The organism is Neorhodopirellula pilleata (genome assembly GCF_007859915.1).
GTDB classification, from domain to species: Bacteria; Planctomycetota; Planctomycetia; order Pirellulales; family Pirellulaceae; genus Rhodopirellula; species Rhodopirellula pilleata.
In genome coordinates this window covers 1-17,203 of the sequence record NZ_SJPM01000005.1, presented here as the reverse complement: position 1 = coordinate 17,203, position 17,203 = coordinate 1, and the positions used below count along the sequence as shown (strand labels likewise).

Here is a 17,203-nt window from a genome sequence, read left to right as displayed (position 1 = left end):
GATTCCTATTTCTTCGGTTGCGGAACCGGCAGATTGAGACTGCCGCTGGCGAAGTAGTTCGCCCAAAACAGCGGTTGTTCCCCGGTCAGGTCGGCCACCTCTTCGTCGGGCTTGCCGAGCAACGGTTCCCGCGAAACCGCCAGATCGCTCGATCGCAGCATCATTGTTCCTCGGCGGAGCGCCTCCACCAACCGGGTATGAGGAACTTCGTTGACGACTTCGGCCAAGGCCGTCGCGGCGGATTGCCCGCCCGTCGCCCATCGGCTGAGCATGACTTCGCGGACTCCCGATGCACGCAATGACACCAGCGGAAAGAACAGCTCCGATCCGTCGCCGAGCTTGTTGCTCGCTGCCGTCGATCGAAATCCTGCCAAGACCACGGACTGTGGTCCACCGGCGGGGAATCGTATCCAATCTCGCAAGCGGTTTGCCGACGATGTGCCGGTCGGATTACCCGTTCCACTTTCGATCGGAACGATCTGCGTCGACAGCGGTTCGGCGACATTGGGAGTCACTGCGGCGGCGACGATCAAATGGCCGATCTCCAGCCCCATCAAACTTGTCGGCGGCGAATCGGTTGTCGACAATCGCACCGCGTCTTGGGCCGGCAACATCACTTCATTGATCATCGACTCGTTGAGCGTCTGATCACGAATAGCGAAAAAATTGCCGGCGACCATCGCAATCCGATTCGCTGTCGTCGCGGCGGCGACATTCCGCAACGCCATCCCGGGGGTCGGTGCGTAGGTCAGTTCCACCGCATCGGCCCAAAGGCGTGCCGGTTCGGCATCGGCTGCGATCGGCTTGACGGTTTTCGTACCGACCGCCGGAAGCAATTCGAACGGCAAATACCACAACGGGCCGTCGGGAACAACGATGATGCTTGTTAAGTTATCCTCGGTCCATCCGGAGCTTTCCGGAAATAAGAAAGAACGAATGGATTCCATGTCGGCACGCCACGCTTCGTCGCTGTCGGGAACTCGCTTGCCGCGGCCTTTGTTTGCACCGATATCTTGCAGCACACGGTTGATCATCGCTGGCAATCGAGATATTCCAGGCACGACCCATGTCCTAGTCGCGCCGTCGCGTGTCGCGGTCGCGTGCAGCTTGCCGTTGTCGACCACAAAAGTGACCAACGCGACGCCATCAGGAACCAAAGCCACGTCCGTGGTCGCCACCGGTGGCGGATTGATCTCCGGGACGACCGAACGGCTTAATGCCAAATCGCTGACGGCGGCTTCCATCACGATCGCTTGGGATTCGGAACGAACCGAGAATTTCCCGTCCGCCTTGTCGACCGGGACGGCAACCGGAGCAGCGGCGGCGACGAGCGATTGCTGTGTTTCGTCTCTCAAACGCTTCAACACCTCGGGAGGCTCGGCCAGCATCGCTCTCGCGTCGGACCACAACGCGTCGACGGGCGAACTGACCAGCGTTCGATACTGCAACAATCGTCCCTGCAAGGGCAGTTGACGAGTGAATCGTTTGGCGAGCAATCGATCGGTTTGCTGCAATACTTCGGTTCCGTTGTTCTCCATGGCGGCGATATTCAAAAGCGCCGAATGCATGGCCGAATCGTCAAAGTACACCGCCGCCATCGCGTTAAGCGGGTCTTGCCGCCATAACGAGATCGCCACATCACCCGAGTAGCCTTCGAGCAATCGTTTGACGGACTGGTTGCCGACGTTACCGCCGAGGCTGCCCATGACTATGTCGACCTGATAAAAAAACGGCATTGAGCTCACCGGTCGATTGCGATCGCGCTGATTCAATATAAAGTCCGACATCGATCGCAGCGCATCGGCCATGGTTCCGGTGCCGCCGATACCGATCGGTTGACCACTCTTCGCCGCGATGCGGGCTGCGACGTAGGCACCGTAAGCTTGCAAACGAGCGAACTGAACGTCACGACGCGATGCGATCGTGATCGCCGCTTGCAAGTGTTCGTTGGCCGCGTCGACCCGTCCGGCCGAGACCGCAGCATCCGCAGCGACGAGGTAACAGTGCAGCGAAGCGAGTCGCGATTGGCGAACCAAGGTTCGAGCGGCAAGCAACGCGGTCTGTTCCACTCGCGACAACTGGTCCCCTTGCGCGACCCCGGCGGCGACCTGCAACGCTTCGCCGATGAATTCATACTGATCCAACGCGGCGGCGGCGTTGGTGATCTGCTGCGCGGTCGAAACAAGGGTTTGTCGATTGTCTTGCGTTAACTTGCCTTGTTCATCGCCACCCGCACCGGCTTTAAGTCCGCACAACAACAACATCGGCGTCATCGGATGCACGGCACCGCCCACGACCGCATATTTCCCCGCACGATCGATGACGGTTTTGTCTTCCCCGATCGCGTAGTATTGACAACCTCTCATCGCGTAGATCAGTGACTTCGCGGAGTCCATGCTCAATCCCGTCGGCAACTTGGTCGATTCGGCAACCTCGCGCGAAAGTGTGTCGTCGACGGACAACGGCCCCATCAACACGCGGCGGCGGTGAGACATCACGGCGAGGGTCCGCATGACTTCGATCGCGTCAATGTTCTTGATCGTCGGCGTTTCGATAACGCCGCCCGCCGCGAGGCCTTGTTCGGTCAATTGTCGACCCGATTGGAAGGGCATCTTTCGCGGCAAGGGCAACCGGCGGACGGCAGCCACTTCGGGCCAAAGGTTCGTCGGTGATGCGGCAACCACGCCTCCCTGCGCGAGCGAATTGAAATCGAGCTGTCCGAGCCAACCTTGGTTGCGAACGGCAATGCGAGCAGCCTCGTCCAGGTGGCTGCGGCAAACCGGCAGATGCCCGAGATGCCAGTAACATTCAGCCAACATCACGCGAGCGGGAATCGAGTCGATCCATTTGCCATTGATGTCCGTTCGCGTCGAACGCAGCGCCATCTCAAATCCTCGGATAGCGTTCTCCAGATCGCCGTCCCGATATACTCGCAAGGCATCGTAATAGGTTTGCGCCGGATACTGTCCGCCAGGTTCCGGCAAACCAAAACCGCCACCGGGCACTTGCGCAGCGGCGGGCGTGGCCCACAGTGACATCGCTCCGGCCAGCACGAGGCAACTCAGCAACAGGCAACTCAGGGCGAGCGTCCGGCGGGAGAAACCGTCGACGGTGAAATATCCCGAGGGTTGCGTCCGATAGCGACATTGAGCGAACATGTTCATCGGCGTAGCCGGGGTGACAAGAAAAACGGAGCAAGCAATCCGTATCAGTTTACCCATCGCCGAGCCGGTTATCGAATCACATCAAGCCGCACCGGTTCGCCTGAACAAGAAAGAATTCTGTTCAGGGTGCGTGTAACGGTTATGATGGGGCGAGTCCGCCCCCGGTTCGGGTTTCCCCTCTTTTCCGTTTCAATTCTCGTCGTCGCGTTAGAAAACCGCTTATGCCCGTCATTCAATGCCCAAGCTGTCAAAAATCGCTGAATCTGAAACAAATGCCGACGGCGGCGAGAATCAAATGTCCCGCCTGCTCCAACGCGATTCCGATCAACGCAGCCGGGAGTGCCGCCGCGACCGCGTCATCGGCCGGGGGGCGTCGAGCCCCGTTGACGCCCGAAGACGAAGGTTTTGATTTCGGGCAGATTCAATTCCCGTCGGCCGGACCGGTCGCTGTGACCACGTTTCCCACCGCTCACCAATCACTGAACGTTTACCAAGGACCGATCCCTGGTGACCCATTGGCCGGAGAACTGGGTAGTCAAACTGAGGAATCCGAATCGACGGCCGCGACCGGAAATAAAAAATCCAAGGCGAAGGGGACACTGAGTCCCAAGGCCATGGCGGCGATTCTTGGCGCAACCGTATTCCTGATACTAGTTGCCGTGGTGATCGGCACGATGGTCGGCGGCGGATCAAGCGAACCGGAAACGCAACCCGCAGCCGCAGCGGAGTGACCATCAGCCGCCAAAGTAGGCAAAAGTAGGCTGGGTGGAGGAGGCTTTGCGACGAACACCCGGCGAGGGAATCATTAATCGATCATGATCCTCCTACCCCGCAGCGTGCCGGGTCTTCGCGATCGCTGCGACCACGCCGACTTAGAACGTGTTTTAAAAAGGGGTCTGACCCTTTGGAGGCGAGTCGATTTCATTGGGTTTTTGGCCTCGCCGGAGAGGGTCAGACCCCTTTTTAAAACACGTTCTTACGACGAACGAACGCACTTTTGACGAGCTGGTTTTGATTGATGATAAATGCCATCCTGACTGCAGCGGTTCTATTGATGCTCGGGTTGGCGATTCGCGGGACGACGCGTTGGTTCGCCCTGGCGAGGATTCCGGTATCGCTGATCGCCGGAATCGTAGGCTTGATCTTGTGGCAGGCCGCCCAGTGGGCCGCCGTTCGTTTCGATAAATCATCTCTGCCGACCGTTGTCAACGAATTCGAATTAGGACCGATGGCGATCTTATCGTCTTGGCCGGGATGGTTGATCGCGGTCGTGTTCGCGGGCATGTTGCTGGTGAAATCCGACAAACGTGAGCGAGGGGGAGGATGGACGGCGGTCGCTCGCCAAGGTTTGATGGTCTGGATCATCGTCGTCGGACAAACCACGATCGGCCTTTGGATCACTTGGTGTTTGATTCAGCCGAGGTCGGACGTTCCCATGCCCAATTCGACGGCGATGTTGATCGAGACCGGGTTCGCCGGCGGTCATGGAACCGCCGCCGCGATGGGAACCGTATTTGAAAACCCCGCAGTCGGTCTCGCCGAAGGCTTGGACCTCGGAATCCTGATGGCCACCTCAGGTCTGGTCTACGGACTGCTTGCCGGAGTCGTACTCGTCAACATCGGCGTACTGCGACGTTGGACGGCAACTCCGGTGCAGGACAAGGTAATACTCCGGCATGTGTCCAGCGATGCCATGGAGGAGGTCCAAGCCGAACCAGAGGGCGCGCGATCCAGCACGATCTCCGAAGCGATCGAGCCGCTATTGCTGCAGGCGGTTTGGCTCGCACTCGCTTTCGGAATCGGCGTCGGCTTGCAAACGATCGTGGGTTCCGTCGCCGGGGAACTCGACGGCTGGGTCCGCAACGATTCGGCGGGAACAGCCGGAGACGATGTCTTCCGATCAAAGCTCGGATTCGTCAGTGTCGTCGGATCATTCCCGTTGTTCATCTACACCCTATTTGGTGGGTGGCTTGTGCGTGTCGGTTTGACGCGGATCGGAGCCGCAGATTGGATCGATTCGCGTTCGATCGAATCCTTGTGCGGAGCGAGCATGGATTTATTGGTGGTCGCTGCGGTGGCGACGTTGAACCTTCAAGCGGTCGCGTCGTTATGGTGGGCGTTTTCAATGTTACTGATCGGCGGCATAGTTTGGTCGACGTTTTGTTTGGTCGTGTTGTCACGCCGGATTCTCCCGTGCACACATTGGTTCGAGCTGGGGCTGATCAACTTTGGCATGTCCACCGGAACGACCGCGACGGGATTTGTTCTGTTGCGAATGATTGATCCGGAGTTAAAGACAAGGGCGGCGGAAGAGTATGCATTGGCGGCCCCGCTTTCCGCGCCGTTCATCGGCGGTGGCATGTTGACGGTGGGGCTTCCACTGTTACTGCTCGAACGAATCCCGATCGCCGCATCCACCTTCGGATTCACGATCGTGCTGCTCGGTTTGATCGTCGCGGGAATTCTGTCACGGCGTCATGAGACGTCGACTGCAAGTTGACGCCACGTAGATGGCTTTACCAGCGGACTTCCATTTGGCTGACGATCCGGCCGGCGAGGTCTTCGATCGCTTTTTGCATCGCGGTATCGACCGACTGGCCCGCCTCCGGAACAAACCGTTCGTCTTGGCTAAATAGAATCGATAGATCGCCCGTCGGCACGACCGCGTTGCTGAGCAGTAGTCTTCCTTGGCGGTCTGTCCACGCGGCGCGAACTTGAACGGCCGCGTCGAGCGCCCGGGGGAAGTCGGCGTTGGTTTCGGTCAACATTCGTTTGGTTTCGCCGATGATTTCGCAACGCAAGGTGCTATCGGCCGATGGGTCGGCGGTCACCTTGTATGGGGTTCGCAGCTCGATCTCGCGAATGATCGCCTCCGTCAAACGAACTCCCAAATCATGTCGAAATGTGGAGTCACGCACGATCGGAACGTGAACGGTTTGCACGCCGGGCGGAAACAAAGCCGCGTTGCCGAACTGGTACGGCGCGCAACCTACCTGCGTGATAGCGAGTGACAACATCACGATGGCCAAAGCTGTTCTCACCGCAGGACCGTCTCCCGTTTTTCACCGGTCGGCGATTCGAAACTGAACTCCAGGGGCGACGAACTCTTGCTGTCTGGGAAAACGGCCTTCAGCCATGTCAGACGGCGTTCGGGGACGGCAGGCAGCGAAGTGGTTTCTTGCAAACGCTCTCGAGCCTTCTCGGCTTGGGGCGTGTTGGGATACTCGTTCAAGATTCGCTGATAGTATTCCGTTGCGGCACGAAACTCGCGTTTCTTTTCGCGGTACTGAGCCCGCACGGAAAGGTGTTCGGCGTGTCGAAAGGCGACTTCTGCGGAAGCGCGGGCGAGCATGTCTGCGGTTTGCTGATCTTGAAGCTTGTTAGGAAATCGTTCACGAGTTTGCTGAACCAACTTTTCCGCCTCTTCCAACATCAATCCGCTGTACTGCGGACCGGCATAAACTTCGAGCTTGCAGCGAATCCCCAGCATGTGAGCAAGGAAGAAATGCTCGCTATCGGGGAACGTCTCGCGAAGATCCGTCAAAAACTCATCCGCCATTTCGAACTTCCCTTGACGAATGTACTCGGCCGCCGCCGCCATGGTCGCGTCGTCAGCGAGACGCCCTGTCGGGTCGTCGTATCGAATCGAGTCGAGTACGCGAATCGCGTGGCCATCGACATCCAAACGTGGACGCGTGGGATCAAACAAGTTGATCGGCATGATGCCACCGCCACCCGCCTTTTCGGTGTCGATCCAGTACTGTGTGATCGAAAACAATCGCGACGCAACCCGGTCGCTGTGACGATTGCGAGGATAGTCTTTCTGCAATTTTTGGTAGATGTCGGTGGCTTCGGTCAATTGATCGGCGAAGAACAAGCTTTCGGCTTGCATGAACAACGCATCTTGGGACAGCGCCGAACCTGGTTCCGCCTCCGACGCCCTTCGAAAAAGTTTCGCAGCTTTGGCGAATTCGGCTTTTTCACGGCCTTCGGTATCGCCGTCGCGGGCGACCTGGCTTGAATTTGCCGATGCGGCTCGGAAGATCCGGTCGCCTTCTTGATAGAGGTCTTTCGCTTTGCTCGCGTTGGCTTGCTCACGTCCGGTGACGAACCGTGAAACTCGGTCTAGCGTTTTTTGGGTCGATTCCCATGCGCTGTCGATCGGGTCTTGAGCATACGTTCGCTCGGCCCCGTGAATTGCGGTCAATCCGGCCGACATTACAAAGATAAAGATCCATCGTCGATGCGATCGATGCAACGCGAAAGATGGCGATTGGGTAGTCATGAAACAATCCGTTGTTTCCGGTTGATAAAGTCCCCCCGATCGCATCAAGGGGTGGTCTCGAAGGTCTCAATGTTCGTGGGAAGGTACGGTTGCATCCGCAATTCGCGACCGATCAGGTGTTGAATGTATCGGCTGATTAACCCACGAAGTTCGGAATACGAAGTTTGGTCGACCGGTGGCAACATCGAACGCAACGGAAACGTGACGCTATTCTCGTCGATACGCTGGGGCGGGCGGACGAGCGTTTCCAACGCTTCGAGCGTCGCCGGACGAACCAAACGTAAATAGGACTGGGTCGAGCGGCATCGGTTGCAAACGACCCCGCCGCCGTCGAGTGAAAACGGAATCTTGGCACGTCCGGGAAGGATCAACTGATCACAAGCGGTGCATCGTCGAGTCGAGGGCGCATGGCCGAGTAAACGCAGGCACTGACAGTCGTAGGCGAGCAACGTTTGCGCGACCGGCCCTTCGCCGTCGATCAAACCCAGAGCCGCGAGCGTCAAATCAAACAATTCTTGATGAGGTTCGTCGTCGTCGAGCCAATATCTCAGGGTCTCGGCGATGTAATAGCCGGCGTAAGTGCGTTCCAACGAACGATCACCGCCCCGGAACCGTCGCCGCAGCTTCGATTCGGTCAACAGATCGAGTCGATCGCCTGATTTAGCGATGAGGACGATCTGACAAACGCTCAGTAAGTCCAGCGACCCTTCAAATGGCCCCTTAAGTCGACGCGCTCCTTTGGCGAGTGCCGAAACCCGCCCCAGATCGCGGGTCAGCAGCGTCACGACCAAACTCGTTTCACTAAACTCGACCGTTCGCAGCACGACTGCGGTGGTCGAGTGGGTGTGCGAGCCATCGCTCTTGTAGCGTGGTGGGTGGGTACTGGCGAAATTCAAAGGTCGTCGTCTTCTTCGGTGGTTTCGCCAAGGTTGCCGATCGAGGCGAGCAACTCACTCATTTCCGCTGCCGCATGCGAATTGCCTTGTTCGCGGGCCTGATCGATCCCCTCGCGCAGCATCGAGCGGGCCTCGTTGATGCGATTGAGGTCGACCAACTGTTGGGCCGCCATGAAAAACGCGGGCACATAGGGGGTCTCATCCCGCGTCAATTCGCCTAGTCCCCGCAAACTTTCTTCGTGGTTTCCTTCGCTGCGGTATTCCATCGCGAGCGAATATCGCAAAAACGTGTCTTGGGGATCATCGGCCAGCATGGCTTGAATTTTTTCGCGTCGTGACATGGTTGTTTCATCCAAGCGAGTAAAAGAGGGAATGGACTTCAGCGAAAATGAGTGAGCGACACTCACCATTACGCATTTTGAGGCCGCATCACAAGGCGTGGCGGTTTCGCGAGCGGCCTGTTGATTGAATCGTAACCCGAGGCGTAAGCGAGGGATGAGTCAGTATCCATGATCCCTCGCTGACGCAGCGGGTTACGATTGAATCAACAGCCCGCAGGTGGCATTGGCTTTTAGTAACCCGAAGCGTGAGCGAGGGATGAGTCAATATCAATAATCCCTCGCTGACGCAGCGGGTTACGATTGAATCAACAGCCCGCCGGTGGCATTGGCTTTTAGTAACCCGAAGCGTAAGCGAGGGATGAGTCAGTATCCATGATCCCTCGCTTACGCAGCGGGTTACGATTGAATCAACAGCCCGCTGGTGGCCGAACGCTCAAAACCCGAGCAACCGTCAAAATTCATTCAAACGAAAGGACAAGTGCGACCGATACTACGAACGAACAACCATTTTCGTGCCCAGAAGGCGAGAACCCAATGACCCGCAATCGCATTTTTCGTTTCTTGAGTCCGCCTCGACAACGCCGACGCGTTCTGGCTACCCTCGTGGCTGCTGCTGTGGCGACCCAATCTATCGGAATCCCGGTCGCTCCAACAGCATTCGGGCAATCCGGTGAGTCGTCGCCCGCGATCCGCCAGGTTGCCGGCAAGGAGCTCAACGGACGTCGCAGCTCGAACGTTCGCAGTGGCGGTTTATTGAGTGGGTTGTTCGGCGGAGGATCTTCCAGCAGCAGCAGTAGCAGCTCGAGTGGAAAAGCCGACGAACCCTATCGGAAAGCCACTCCGGTTCCAAGCGACCGCGACGTCAATTGGCAGGGCATCCCGACGCACGGCCCTAGTCCGGCGCGCACGGCCAGCCGCAACCCGGCACCGATCCAAGATCCGTCTTCGCGAAGCCAAACGCCTTCCTCACGAACTGAGCCGGCACCCGTCGCTCAATCCCGATCGTCTGCCGTGCCGACGCCTCCCCCTGTGGTGAAATCGGTACCGCGACCGAGTAGCCCTTCGGTTCCACGTAAGTTGGAATCCCCCGCGTCGGTCGAATCGCTGGCCGATGTCAGTAGCGATCGCCCCGAACCGCTGTCGCTATCTCGCAGCAGTCGCCGCTCTACGACCGTGGCATCGGATTCGTTCACTCCGACCAAACTCGAGTCGAAAACGCCCGTTCTTGTTCCGCGTGATAGCGGTCCGATCGAACTGGTTCCTAAGGTGAGCCGCAAGGTCGTCAAGGCCCAACCGGCTCCGTCGTCGGCGAAAGACACGAAAGCCGAATCGACCAAGGACACTTCAAAGGAAATCGTTCAGAAGTCGGTTCCGGCGAAAGAGCCGATCGCGGCCACCCCGAGTCCTTCGTCGCGTCGCGTAGCCGAAGCCGTCAAGCCTGAAATGGCCACTGCCGAGCCAGAAGAAATCGAAGTCATTGCGGAAGCGCCCACGGTGGTTAAGAAGCCGATCGCGGTCGCGAAAACTCTAGCCACTCCAAACAATCTCGCACCTTCGCAATCGCTTCAAGCGTCCAGCCAACCTCAGCCAAAAGCTAAAGAATCGAACCAGCCCGCGATGTCGACGATGTCGCTTGGTGAAGCTCGTCAGTCCGAAGTCGCATCGCAGCCGATGGCTGCCGCTCCGGCCGTTGCATCGCCTCAAGCACAACCCGAGCCGATGATGAGTTTGCCGACGTCGTCTCCAACGACGACGCCCGTGGAATCCGTTGCGACGAAGGCAACTCCCGCGACCAACCACATGACGACGTTCGGAACTGAAAGCGGATCAGCACGTTCGGGCGGATCACTCAGTCCCGCCGACCAAGTTGCGTTGCAACCGATCAGCGACCGTCTGCCAGCCGAAGTGGTCGACGAGGCTGCTGAAGCCATGAAAGCATGGCATGAATCTCAGAATGTCTCGCACGACGGTTTCGCCGCAAGATCGGACGCCGGGCAAACCAGCACCCACGATCAATCGCAATCTGCACCGCGTCGCACGACGGCAACCTATTCCGCTGCCGCCTTCGGAAGCGGGCAAGGGCTGCCAGCACCGCCAACCTATCAATCTTCGCCGTCTTATGAAGACGCTGCCTCGACCACCCATCCCAACACGATGCGTGAATCCATGACGGCCCCAGCGACGTCGGCGGTAAATCCCTCGGTCGCTCCGAACACGACGGCAACGGCGACCGAGTTGCCCGGTATTCGAGTGATGACGGCGGGACCTCGCAGCATCATGATCCGTCAAACCCATCCCTATGAAGTCATCGTGGAGAATCGTGGTTCGGTCGCCGCCGAAGGGCTGCTCGTTCGTGCTCACATTCCCGATTGGGCCGATGTCGTTGGGCAACAAGTCACCCGCGGCGAAGTTCAAGGCAACACCGACGAGACGATTCGCAATTTGCACTGGAAGATCGATCGCTTGGAGCCCGGACAGACCGAGAAGATGTTCGTCCGTTTGAAGGCATCGCGACCGGGAACCCACGACCTTGATGTCGATTGGACGATGCAACCGCAAACACGTAAGATGCAAGTCACCGTTCAACAACCGGAGCTCGCATTGACGATCGATGGCCCCGATGAAGTCATCTATGGCCAATCAAAGACCTACCAAATTCGCGTTCTCAACCCCGGCGACGGTATCGCCCCAGATGTCGTGTTCACGCTTTCGCCCAAATCAAGCTCGCCACAAAGTCAACGGATCGGTGACATTCCGGCCGGAAAAGAAGCCCAGTTCGAGGTCGAACTGACCGCTCAAGACCTCGGCGAGTTGAAGATCCACGGCATGGCCGTTGGCGATCTGGAACTGAAAGCCGAAGCGAACAAGACGGTACGCGTTCTCGCCGCCGACTTGGAAGCGGTGCTGTCGGGACCGGAACTGAAGTATCAAGATGCCGAGGCGACTTACCAACTTCAATTGACCAACCACGGCACGACGGCGAGCGAGAACGTGATCGCGAACTTGCAATTGCCGATGGGAGTGACGTATCAAGGTGGCATGGAAGGTGCTTCGCTGACCGACAACCAGTTGCGTTGGAAGATCGCCTCGCTGTCGCCCGGTGCAGTGCGGCAGTACCAATTCCAATGCCGGATGAACGCGACCGGAACGCAATCCTTCAAGTTTGATTGCAAGGGCAGCGCTGCGGGGCAAACGACGGTGGCGTTGGATACGAACGTCGAAGCGATCGCCGACTTGGTACTCACCATTGAGGACCCGCAAGCTCCCGCGCCGATCGGACAAGACGTCGTTTATCAGATCGTGATCCGAAACCGTGGTAGCAAACCCGCCACCGATGTTCGCGCCGTCGCTCAGTTCAGTCATGGGATCGAGCCCAGCCAAATCACCGGACATACTGGAAAAGTGATCACCGGACAAGTCTTGATCGAACCGATCCCCCGAATCGAAGCGGGTGAAGAGGTTCGGATGAAGATCGTCGCTAAGGCCGAGACGTCCGGACACCACCGATTCCGAACGGAAGTACGCAGCGGAGACACCGTGTTGGTCGCCGAAGAAGCGACTCACTACCTCGAACCCCGCAATGAGCGGATCACTCGTCGCAGCGGCCCCGGCGGAAACGAATTCTCACTGCCGTTGCGGTAGATCCGCCACCGCAGCCCGTAGAATCCAAAGCGGCTTGCGCCTCAATCGGAACCCCGATTCAGGTCGCAAGCCGCTTTTTTCGTTTAGTGGGCCTCGACCGCAATTTGCGTTTTTCTTTGGGAGAGGTGCACTTTGCAGTTGCAGATTGTTAAGCTGGTGAGTCTTCGAGACCTCTCAAGATTCGCCCCACACCCCTGGTTTTTCCATGCAACGAAACGATCGCTCCCGATTTCATGTGCCCGGTTATTGGTCCAGTTCGCTCGCCATCTTGTTGATCGGCGCAGGCCTTGTGTCGCCCGCGTTCGCCGAGACGGCCAAACCGATCAAAGCATTACTGATTGACGGACAAAACAATCACAATTGGCAGCAAACCTCGCCTTTGATCAAGGAAACATTGGAATCGGGAGGATTGTGTGAGGTCACGATCGCGACCGCGCCTGGCAAGGACGAGGACCAGTCCAGTTTCAGTCCCAATTTTCAGGATTACGACGTCGTCGTTTCGAACTACAACGGCCAGTCTTGGAGTGACACGACTGAGAAAACATTCGTCGAGTACATTGCCGGTGGAGGAGGACTTGTCGTTGTTCACGCGGCCGACAATTCGTTCTCGGACTGGGATGCTTACAACCGCATGATCGGTCTTGGAGGATGGGGCGGACGAAACGAAAAGAACGGCCCTTATGTTCGCTGGAAAGAAGATCTCAAACGCTTCACCCGTGACGACAGTCCCGGCCGCGGTGGTCAACACGGCAAGCGAGTTCCTTTTCAAATCGTCGTCCGCGAACGCAATCATCCGATCACCGAAGGACTGCCGCCTTCATTCATGCAAGTCGCCGACGAACTTTACGGTGAACTCCGGGGGCCGGCTGAAAACTTGCATGTCCTCGCTACCGCGTACAGCGATCCGGCTACCGGCGGCACTGGGGAACACGAACCCATCTTAATGACCGTTCACTTCGGAAACGGACGCGTTTTCCATACGACGTTGGGACATGATACGACCGCGATGAACGGACTTGCTTTTCAGACGTCTCTTCGTCGTGGGACTCAATGGGCAGCCACAACCGGTGTGACTTTGCCGCCCGTCGACGGCAAGGTGTTGACATCCAACGAAGCCGCGTCAGGAGCACCGACGGCGGCAGCGGAAGCCGAGGGCAATGCGACGGAAATTACCGCCGCCATGAACGAACCACCCAATCTAGATGCGTCAGGATGGGTCACTTTGTTCGATGGGGAATCACTTCAGGGATGGACGCAAAAAAACGGTACGGCGTCGTACCGAGTCGAGGAGGGAGCGATCGTCGGAAAGACCGCCGTGGGCAGCCCCAATTCGTTTCTTTGCAGCGACAAAGACTACGGCGATTTCGAGTTGGCATTCGAAGTCAATGTCGATGAGGGCCTCAATAGCGGAGTTCAGATCCGATCCAAAACTCGCGAGGATGGCGGACGTGTCTACGGGCCACAAGTCGAGATCGAATCGACTCCAGGTGAAGCGGGTTACATCTACGGCGAAGCAACCGGACGCGGTTGGATCACCAAGGAACAGCCGATCAAGGATGCTTACCAAAATGGTAAGTTTAACCAGTTTCGTGTCCGCGCAATCGGAGATCGCATTCAAACCTGGATCAACGACACCCAAGTCGCTGACATCGTTGATCCTGAATCAGCTCGCGAGGGATTCATCGGATTGCAAGTTCACGGTATTCCCAAAGACCAAGGTCCTTACCAAGTCCGTTGGAAAAACATTCGCGTCCGACCGGTGAAATAAGGACGTCCGGTGCGGTCTGAACCCTAGAAAAAAATCCGAATCGTCGCTTCGCCCATTAGCCGATGGGCGTTAGCCCCGGTTTTCTCGATCCGAGATGCGACCGCCGTGTGACGAAGAGTTTTTGAATTGGCCTGAAGTTCAACGCGAGCAGGCTTGGCGACTGAAAGTCGCCTTCAGTTCTGAAGGGTCATAAAAAAACCTCGCCGGTGATCCCGGCGAGGTTTGCTTAAACGATCTTTGGTCGTTTGTATTGACTCGAGGAAGTTTTTACTGACTCGAAGAAGAATCGAACAATCGTGTTGGCTCTTCGCCGATCACTTCTTGTTGCAACATCTTACTTGTCAACGCCGCTTCGAATCTCGCATTACCGGTTCCGCTCGGTGTGGCGGTGACGGTGAATTCGGCACGATCGCCAGGTTGCATCTTGTCGATCTTCGCAAATTCGATCGTGTTGCCTTCAGACTTCACCTCGGTCGGGCCGTCGGCCGAATCAAACTTCAAGTTGTTGGGCAGCTTAGCAATGAGTTGAACATCCTCGTCGACCGCGTCGCCTTCGTTCCAAACCTGAATCGTGTACTGGACCTTCGAATCGCTCTTGACCGGATCTTCATCGTCAACCACAGCTAGTTGCAACGCCGGCAATCGAACGACCTTTACCGTCGCCATCGCCATCGCGGTCGTCTTGGCAGTCGATTTCGCCTCGTCTTCGGCCGCATCCACGGTACACACGTGACGAGCGTTCACCTTCGTCGGTAACTTATCGAGGTTGTCGGTGCGGATCGCGTAAGTGAATTCCGCCGTGTCACCGACTTCGAGGCGGTCGATCACGAACGATTCACTCTGCATAGACATCGATTCGTCACCCGAGTTTTGATCTTGTCGACTGGACTGACTTGAACCTGAGTTCTTTGCCATCGTTGGTTGACCGTTCTGTGATTTGCCGGAGTTCGATTGTTCTGAAGATTGCGAATCGTCTGACGAACTCTTCGTAATCGAATACTCACTCATGTCAGCCAAATTTGCGTTGGCCGGCCAGGAAACAGTCACGTTGACTCCATCGGCTCCGACGTTTCCTTCGTTCTTAATCGTCGCGGTGAAAGTCGCCAAATCATTACCATAGACTCGCTTCGGACCATTGACGTTAGCGACCAGATCAGCGGCGATGATTCTTGTCGTCGTCTTCTGACTACGGCTTTGCAGTTCGCTGTTAGATGCCTTGGCAGTTGCTCGGCTACTGAAGCTTCCCGTCTTTTTGGCATAAACACGACCGACGAACTCGCGGGTTTCTCCCGCAGCAAGTCCATCGAGATCAAACTTCAGCTCGTTACTACCCTCGATGGTCGAAAGTCCTTCGCCGAGCGAGTCGGTAACGACCAACTTGCCGATATCGCCGCTTCCGCCATTCTTGAGCCTGTACTGAAGCTCGATCATGTTACACCGGTTCGCCTCCTTGGGGGCCATCTTGGTCAATTCGAGCTCAGGCTTGACAACCTTTGACGTCAAACACATCGCCGGCGTGTAGCTGGCGATCTCCAAACAACTGCGAAGCTCACCCTCTTGATCGGCGGTGGCCTTGACGGTGATCGTCCTGCTTTCACCGGGCATCAACTGTTTGATCGTCATCGACTTTCCGCCGCTCGAGGACTGTTCGTTCGACGTTTGGTTCGCCTGTGAATCCTGATCGTTTTGCGAGGAGTCGTCGGACTGGCCTTTCGACGACTGGCCTTTCACGCTGACCGACTCGATCGAGAACCCTTTTGCTTTAGCTTGTTTGAGCTGCACGTCGTGTAGCACAACGTTGTCTGAAGAGTTCATCACCTCGACGTCGTAGCTGAACGTTTCGCCGACGCGAGCGGTTTCGGGCATCGATGCTTTGATCGTCAGCAATCCGTCACCGGTCTGCATGGATTCTTGAGCGGAGCCGGTGGCCGGAACGAGTCCGGTTGCCAGGAACGCGGCACAAGCAAATGCTTGCACGGCGCGTTGAAGAGTAATGGGCATGTTTCTTTTCCTTTGGTGGAGTATCGGTAGGGCGAACGAACAACCCGTTCGCATCCGCCGCTAACAGCGCCGCAATGACCATGCCAAAACACCAACCACTGAACTCCTCCGGTGCAGTGTCTGGCAACTACACAACTTCCGTTTCTCGGTACGCCGATTGCATCCCCGGTACCACTACAAACAGATGCCCTCAAAGCCGAGGGCGCGCGGGACCTTCCCTCTTGCAACGTTCGAATTTCCCTGAATCCCTGCGATTCTCACACAGACCACTTTGGAGAAGTATCCGATGAAAATGACGCTCACGACCATCGCATTGACGTTCGGCTTGGCTCTCGTTGGCTGCAACGATGACGCTTACGAAGACAGCCTCTACGATGAACAGCCTGACGTGGTGCTCGACGATGGCACCCAGTATGACCCAGCACCCGACTACGACGGCGCGATGACAGATCCAACCGAGGATCGATACGAAGTCGCCAAACCACCAATGGATGAGCCGACCGGACCTTCAGCGGAGGTCACCGGTGATACGGAAGACCTTTTCGCGGATCCTCCTGCGGACAGCAGCGATCCAGAGCCGGGCATGGCGATCGAAACCGATGCTGCCGAACCAAACGCGGCGGAAGACTCGACGCAAGCTCCTTCGACCAGCGAGGAAGACTCTATCGAGGAAGACTCTACCGAGAACCCGCGAGTCATCGACGAAGTTGAATGATCTCGCCGTTGCCGGTGTCATTCTCGCCAATGCCGTTGTTAGCGGGTCGTTGATTTAGTCTTCATCGAAACCCGATGCGCGAGTTTTGAAATTGCGTTTTTGCCTGTGGCATTGGTTTTTCGTAACCCGCTGCGTGAGCGAGGGATCCAGCGTCATTAAGGCTTGTGTATGTATCCCTCGCTCACGCTTCGGGTTTCGATGAGGACTAAATCAACAGCCCGGTGAGCGAGGGATCATTGATACTGACTCATCCCTCGCTTACGCAGCTCACTGTACCACACAAGTCGGTGAGAGCAGCTTGAAGTTTTAGTGGAGAATCGCTTGGGGGAGGCTTTTCTTTTGTCGGTCAGCGTCGAATGATGCAACGCCAAATTTGCTGGCGGGGATTTCG

11 protein-coding genes are annotated in these 17,203 nt (G+C 57.2%); 5 read left to right on the top strand and 6 right to left on the bottom strand.

Going from position 1 to position 17,203, the window contains the following annotated elements:
- Positions 1-5: 5 nt before the first annotated feature.
- Positions 6-3,158 carry a CHAT domain-containing protein gene (locus Pla100_RS13175; RefSeq protein WP_231603023.1) on the bottom strand — a complete coding sequence of 1,051 codons (3,153 nt, stop codon included), beginning with the start codon at positions 3,156-3,158 and terminating at the stop codon, positions 6-8.
- 227 nt (positions 3,159-3,385) lie between these two features.
- On the opposite strand from Pla100_RS13175, the gene Pla100_RS13170 reads away from it, so the two are divergent.
- On the top strand, positions 3,386-3,895 hold the full coding sequence (locus tag Pla100_RS13170; RefSeq protein WP_146578182.1) for a flagellar basal body-associated FliL family protein: 510 nt from the start codon (positions 3,386-3,388) through the stop codon (positions 3,893-3,895).
- 287 nt (positions 3,896-4,182) lie between these two features.
- Positions 4,183-5,664, top strand: a complete 1,482-nt coding sequence (locus Pla100_RS13165; protein ID WP_146578181.1) for a sodium/glutamate symporter — start codon at positions 4,183-4,185, stop codon at positions 5,662-5,664.
- Between the two features lie 16 nt (positions 5,665-5,680).
- Here the strand turns inward: Pla100_RS13165 and lptE are convergent, their stop codons facing one another.
- Genes lptE through Pla100_RS13145 form a run of 4 tightly spaced genes read right to left on the bottom strand, consistent with a single transcriptional unit; the run spans position 5,681 to position 8,686 of the window.
- A complete protein-coding gene (lptE, locus tag Pla100_RS13160; protein ID WP_146578180.1) occupies positions 5,681-6,181 on the bottom strand; it encodes an LPS assembly lipoprotein LptE in 501 nt (166 codons plus the stop codon).
- Positions 6,182-6,201: 20 nt separating this feature from the next.
- Positions 6,202-7,449, bottom strand: a complete 1,248-nt coding sequence (locus Pla100_RS13155) for a tetratricopeptide repeat protein (protein WP_231603021.1) — start codon at positions 7,447-7,449, stop codon at positions 6,202-6,204.
- Between the two features lie 44 nt (positions 7,450-7,493).
- On the bottom strand, positions 7,494-8,345 hold the full coding sequence (gene recO / locus Pla100_RS13150; RefSeq protein WP_146578179.1) for a DNA repair protein RecO: 852 nt from the start codon (positions 8,343-8,345) through the stop codon (positions 7,494-7,496).
- Positions 8,342-8,686, bottom strand: a complete 345-nt coding sequence (locus tag Pla100_RS13145) for a hypothetical protein (RefSeq protein ID WP_146578178.1) — start codon at positions 8,684-8,686, stop codon at positions 8,342-8,344. The genes recO and Pla100_RS13145 overlap by 4 nt, the downstream gene beginning before the upstream one ends.
- Before the next feature lie 534 nt (positions 8,687-9,220).
- Here Pla100_RS13145 and Pla100_RS13140 point away from each other — a divergent pair.
- Together Pla100_RS13140 and Pla100_RS13135 are read left to right on the top strand one after the other, a co-directional pair.
- Positions 9,221-12,328 (top strand): COG1361 family protein, encoded by a 3,108-nt coding sequence (locus tag Pla100_RS13140; protein WP_146578177.1) that lies wholly within the window; start codon positions 9,221-9,223, stop codon positions 12,326-12,328.
- A gap of 205 nt (positions 12,329-12,533) precedes the next feature.
- The gene (locus tag Pla100_RS13135; RefSeq protein WP_146578176.1) at positions 12,534-14,096 is read left to right on the top strand and encodes a family 16 glycoside hydrolase; all 1,563 of its coding nucleotides are present in this window, start codon (positions 12,534-12,536) and stop codon (positions 14,094-14,096) included.
- Positions 14,097-14,363: 267 nt separating this feature from the next.
- Here the strand turns inward: Pla100_RS13135 and Pla100_RS13130 are convergent, their stop codons facing one another.
- On the bottom strand, positions 14,364-16,097 hold the full coding sequence (locus tag Pla100_RS13130; protein ID WP_146578175.1) for a COG1361 family protein: 1,734 nt from the start codon (positions 16,095-16,097) through the stop codon (positions 14,364-14,366).
- 286 nt (positions 16,098-16,383) lie between these two features.
- Here Pla100_RS13130 and Pla100_RS13125 point away from each other — a divergent pair, with 286 nt between their 5' ends.
- Positions 16,384-16,812 carry a hypothetical protein gene (locus Pla100_RS13125; protein WP_146578174.1) on the top strand — a complete coding sequence of 143 codons (429 nt, stop codon included), beginning with the start codon at positions 16,384-16,386 and terminating at the stop codon, positions 16,810-16,812.
- Positions 16,813-17,203 lie beyond the last annotated feature (391 nt).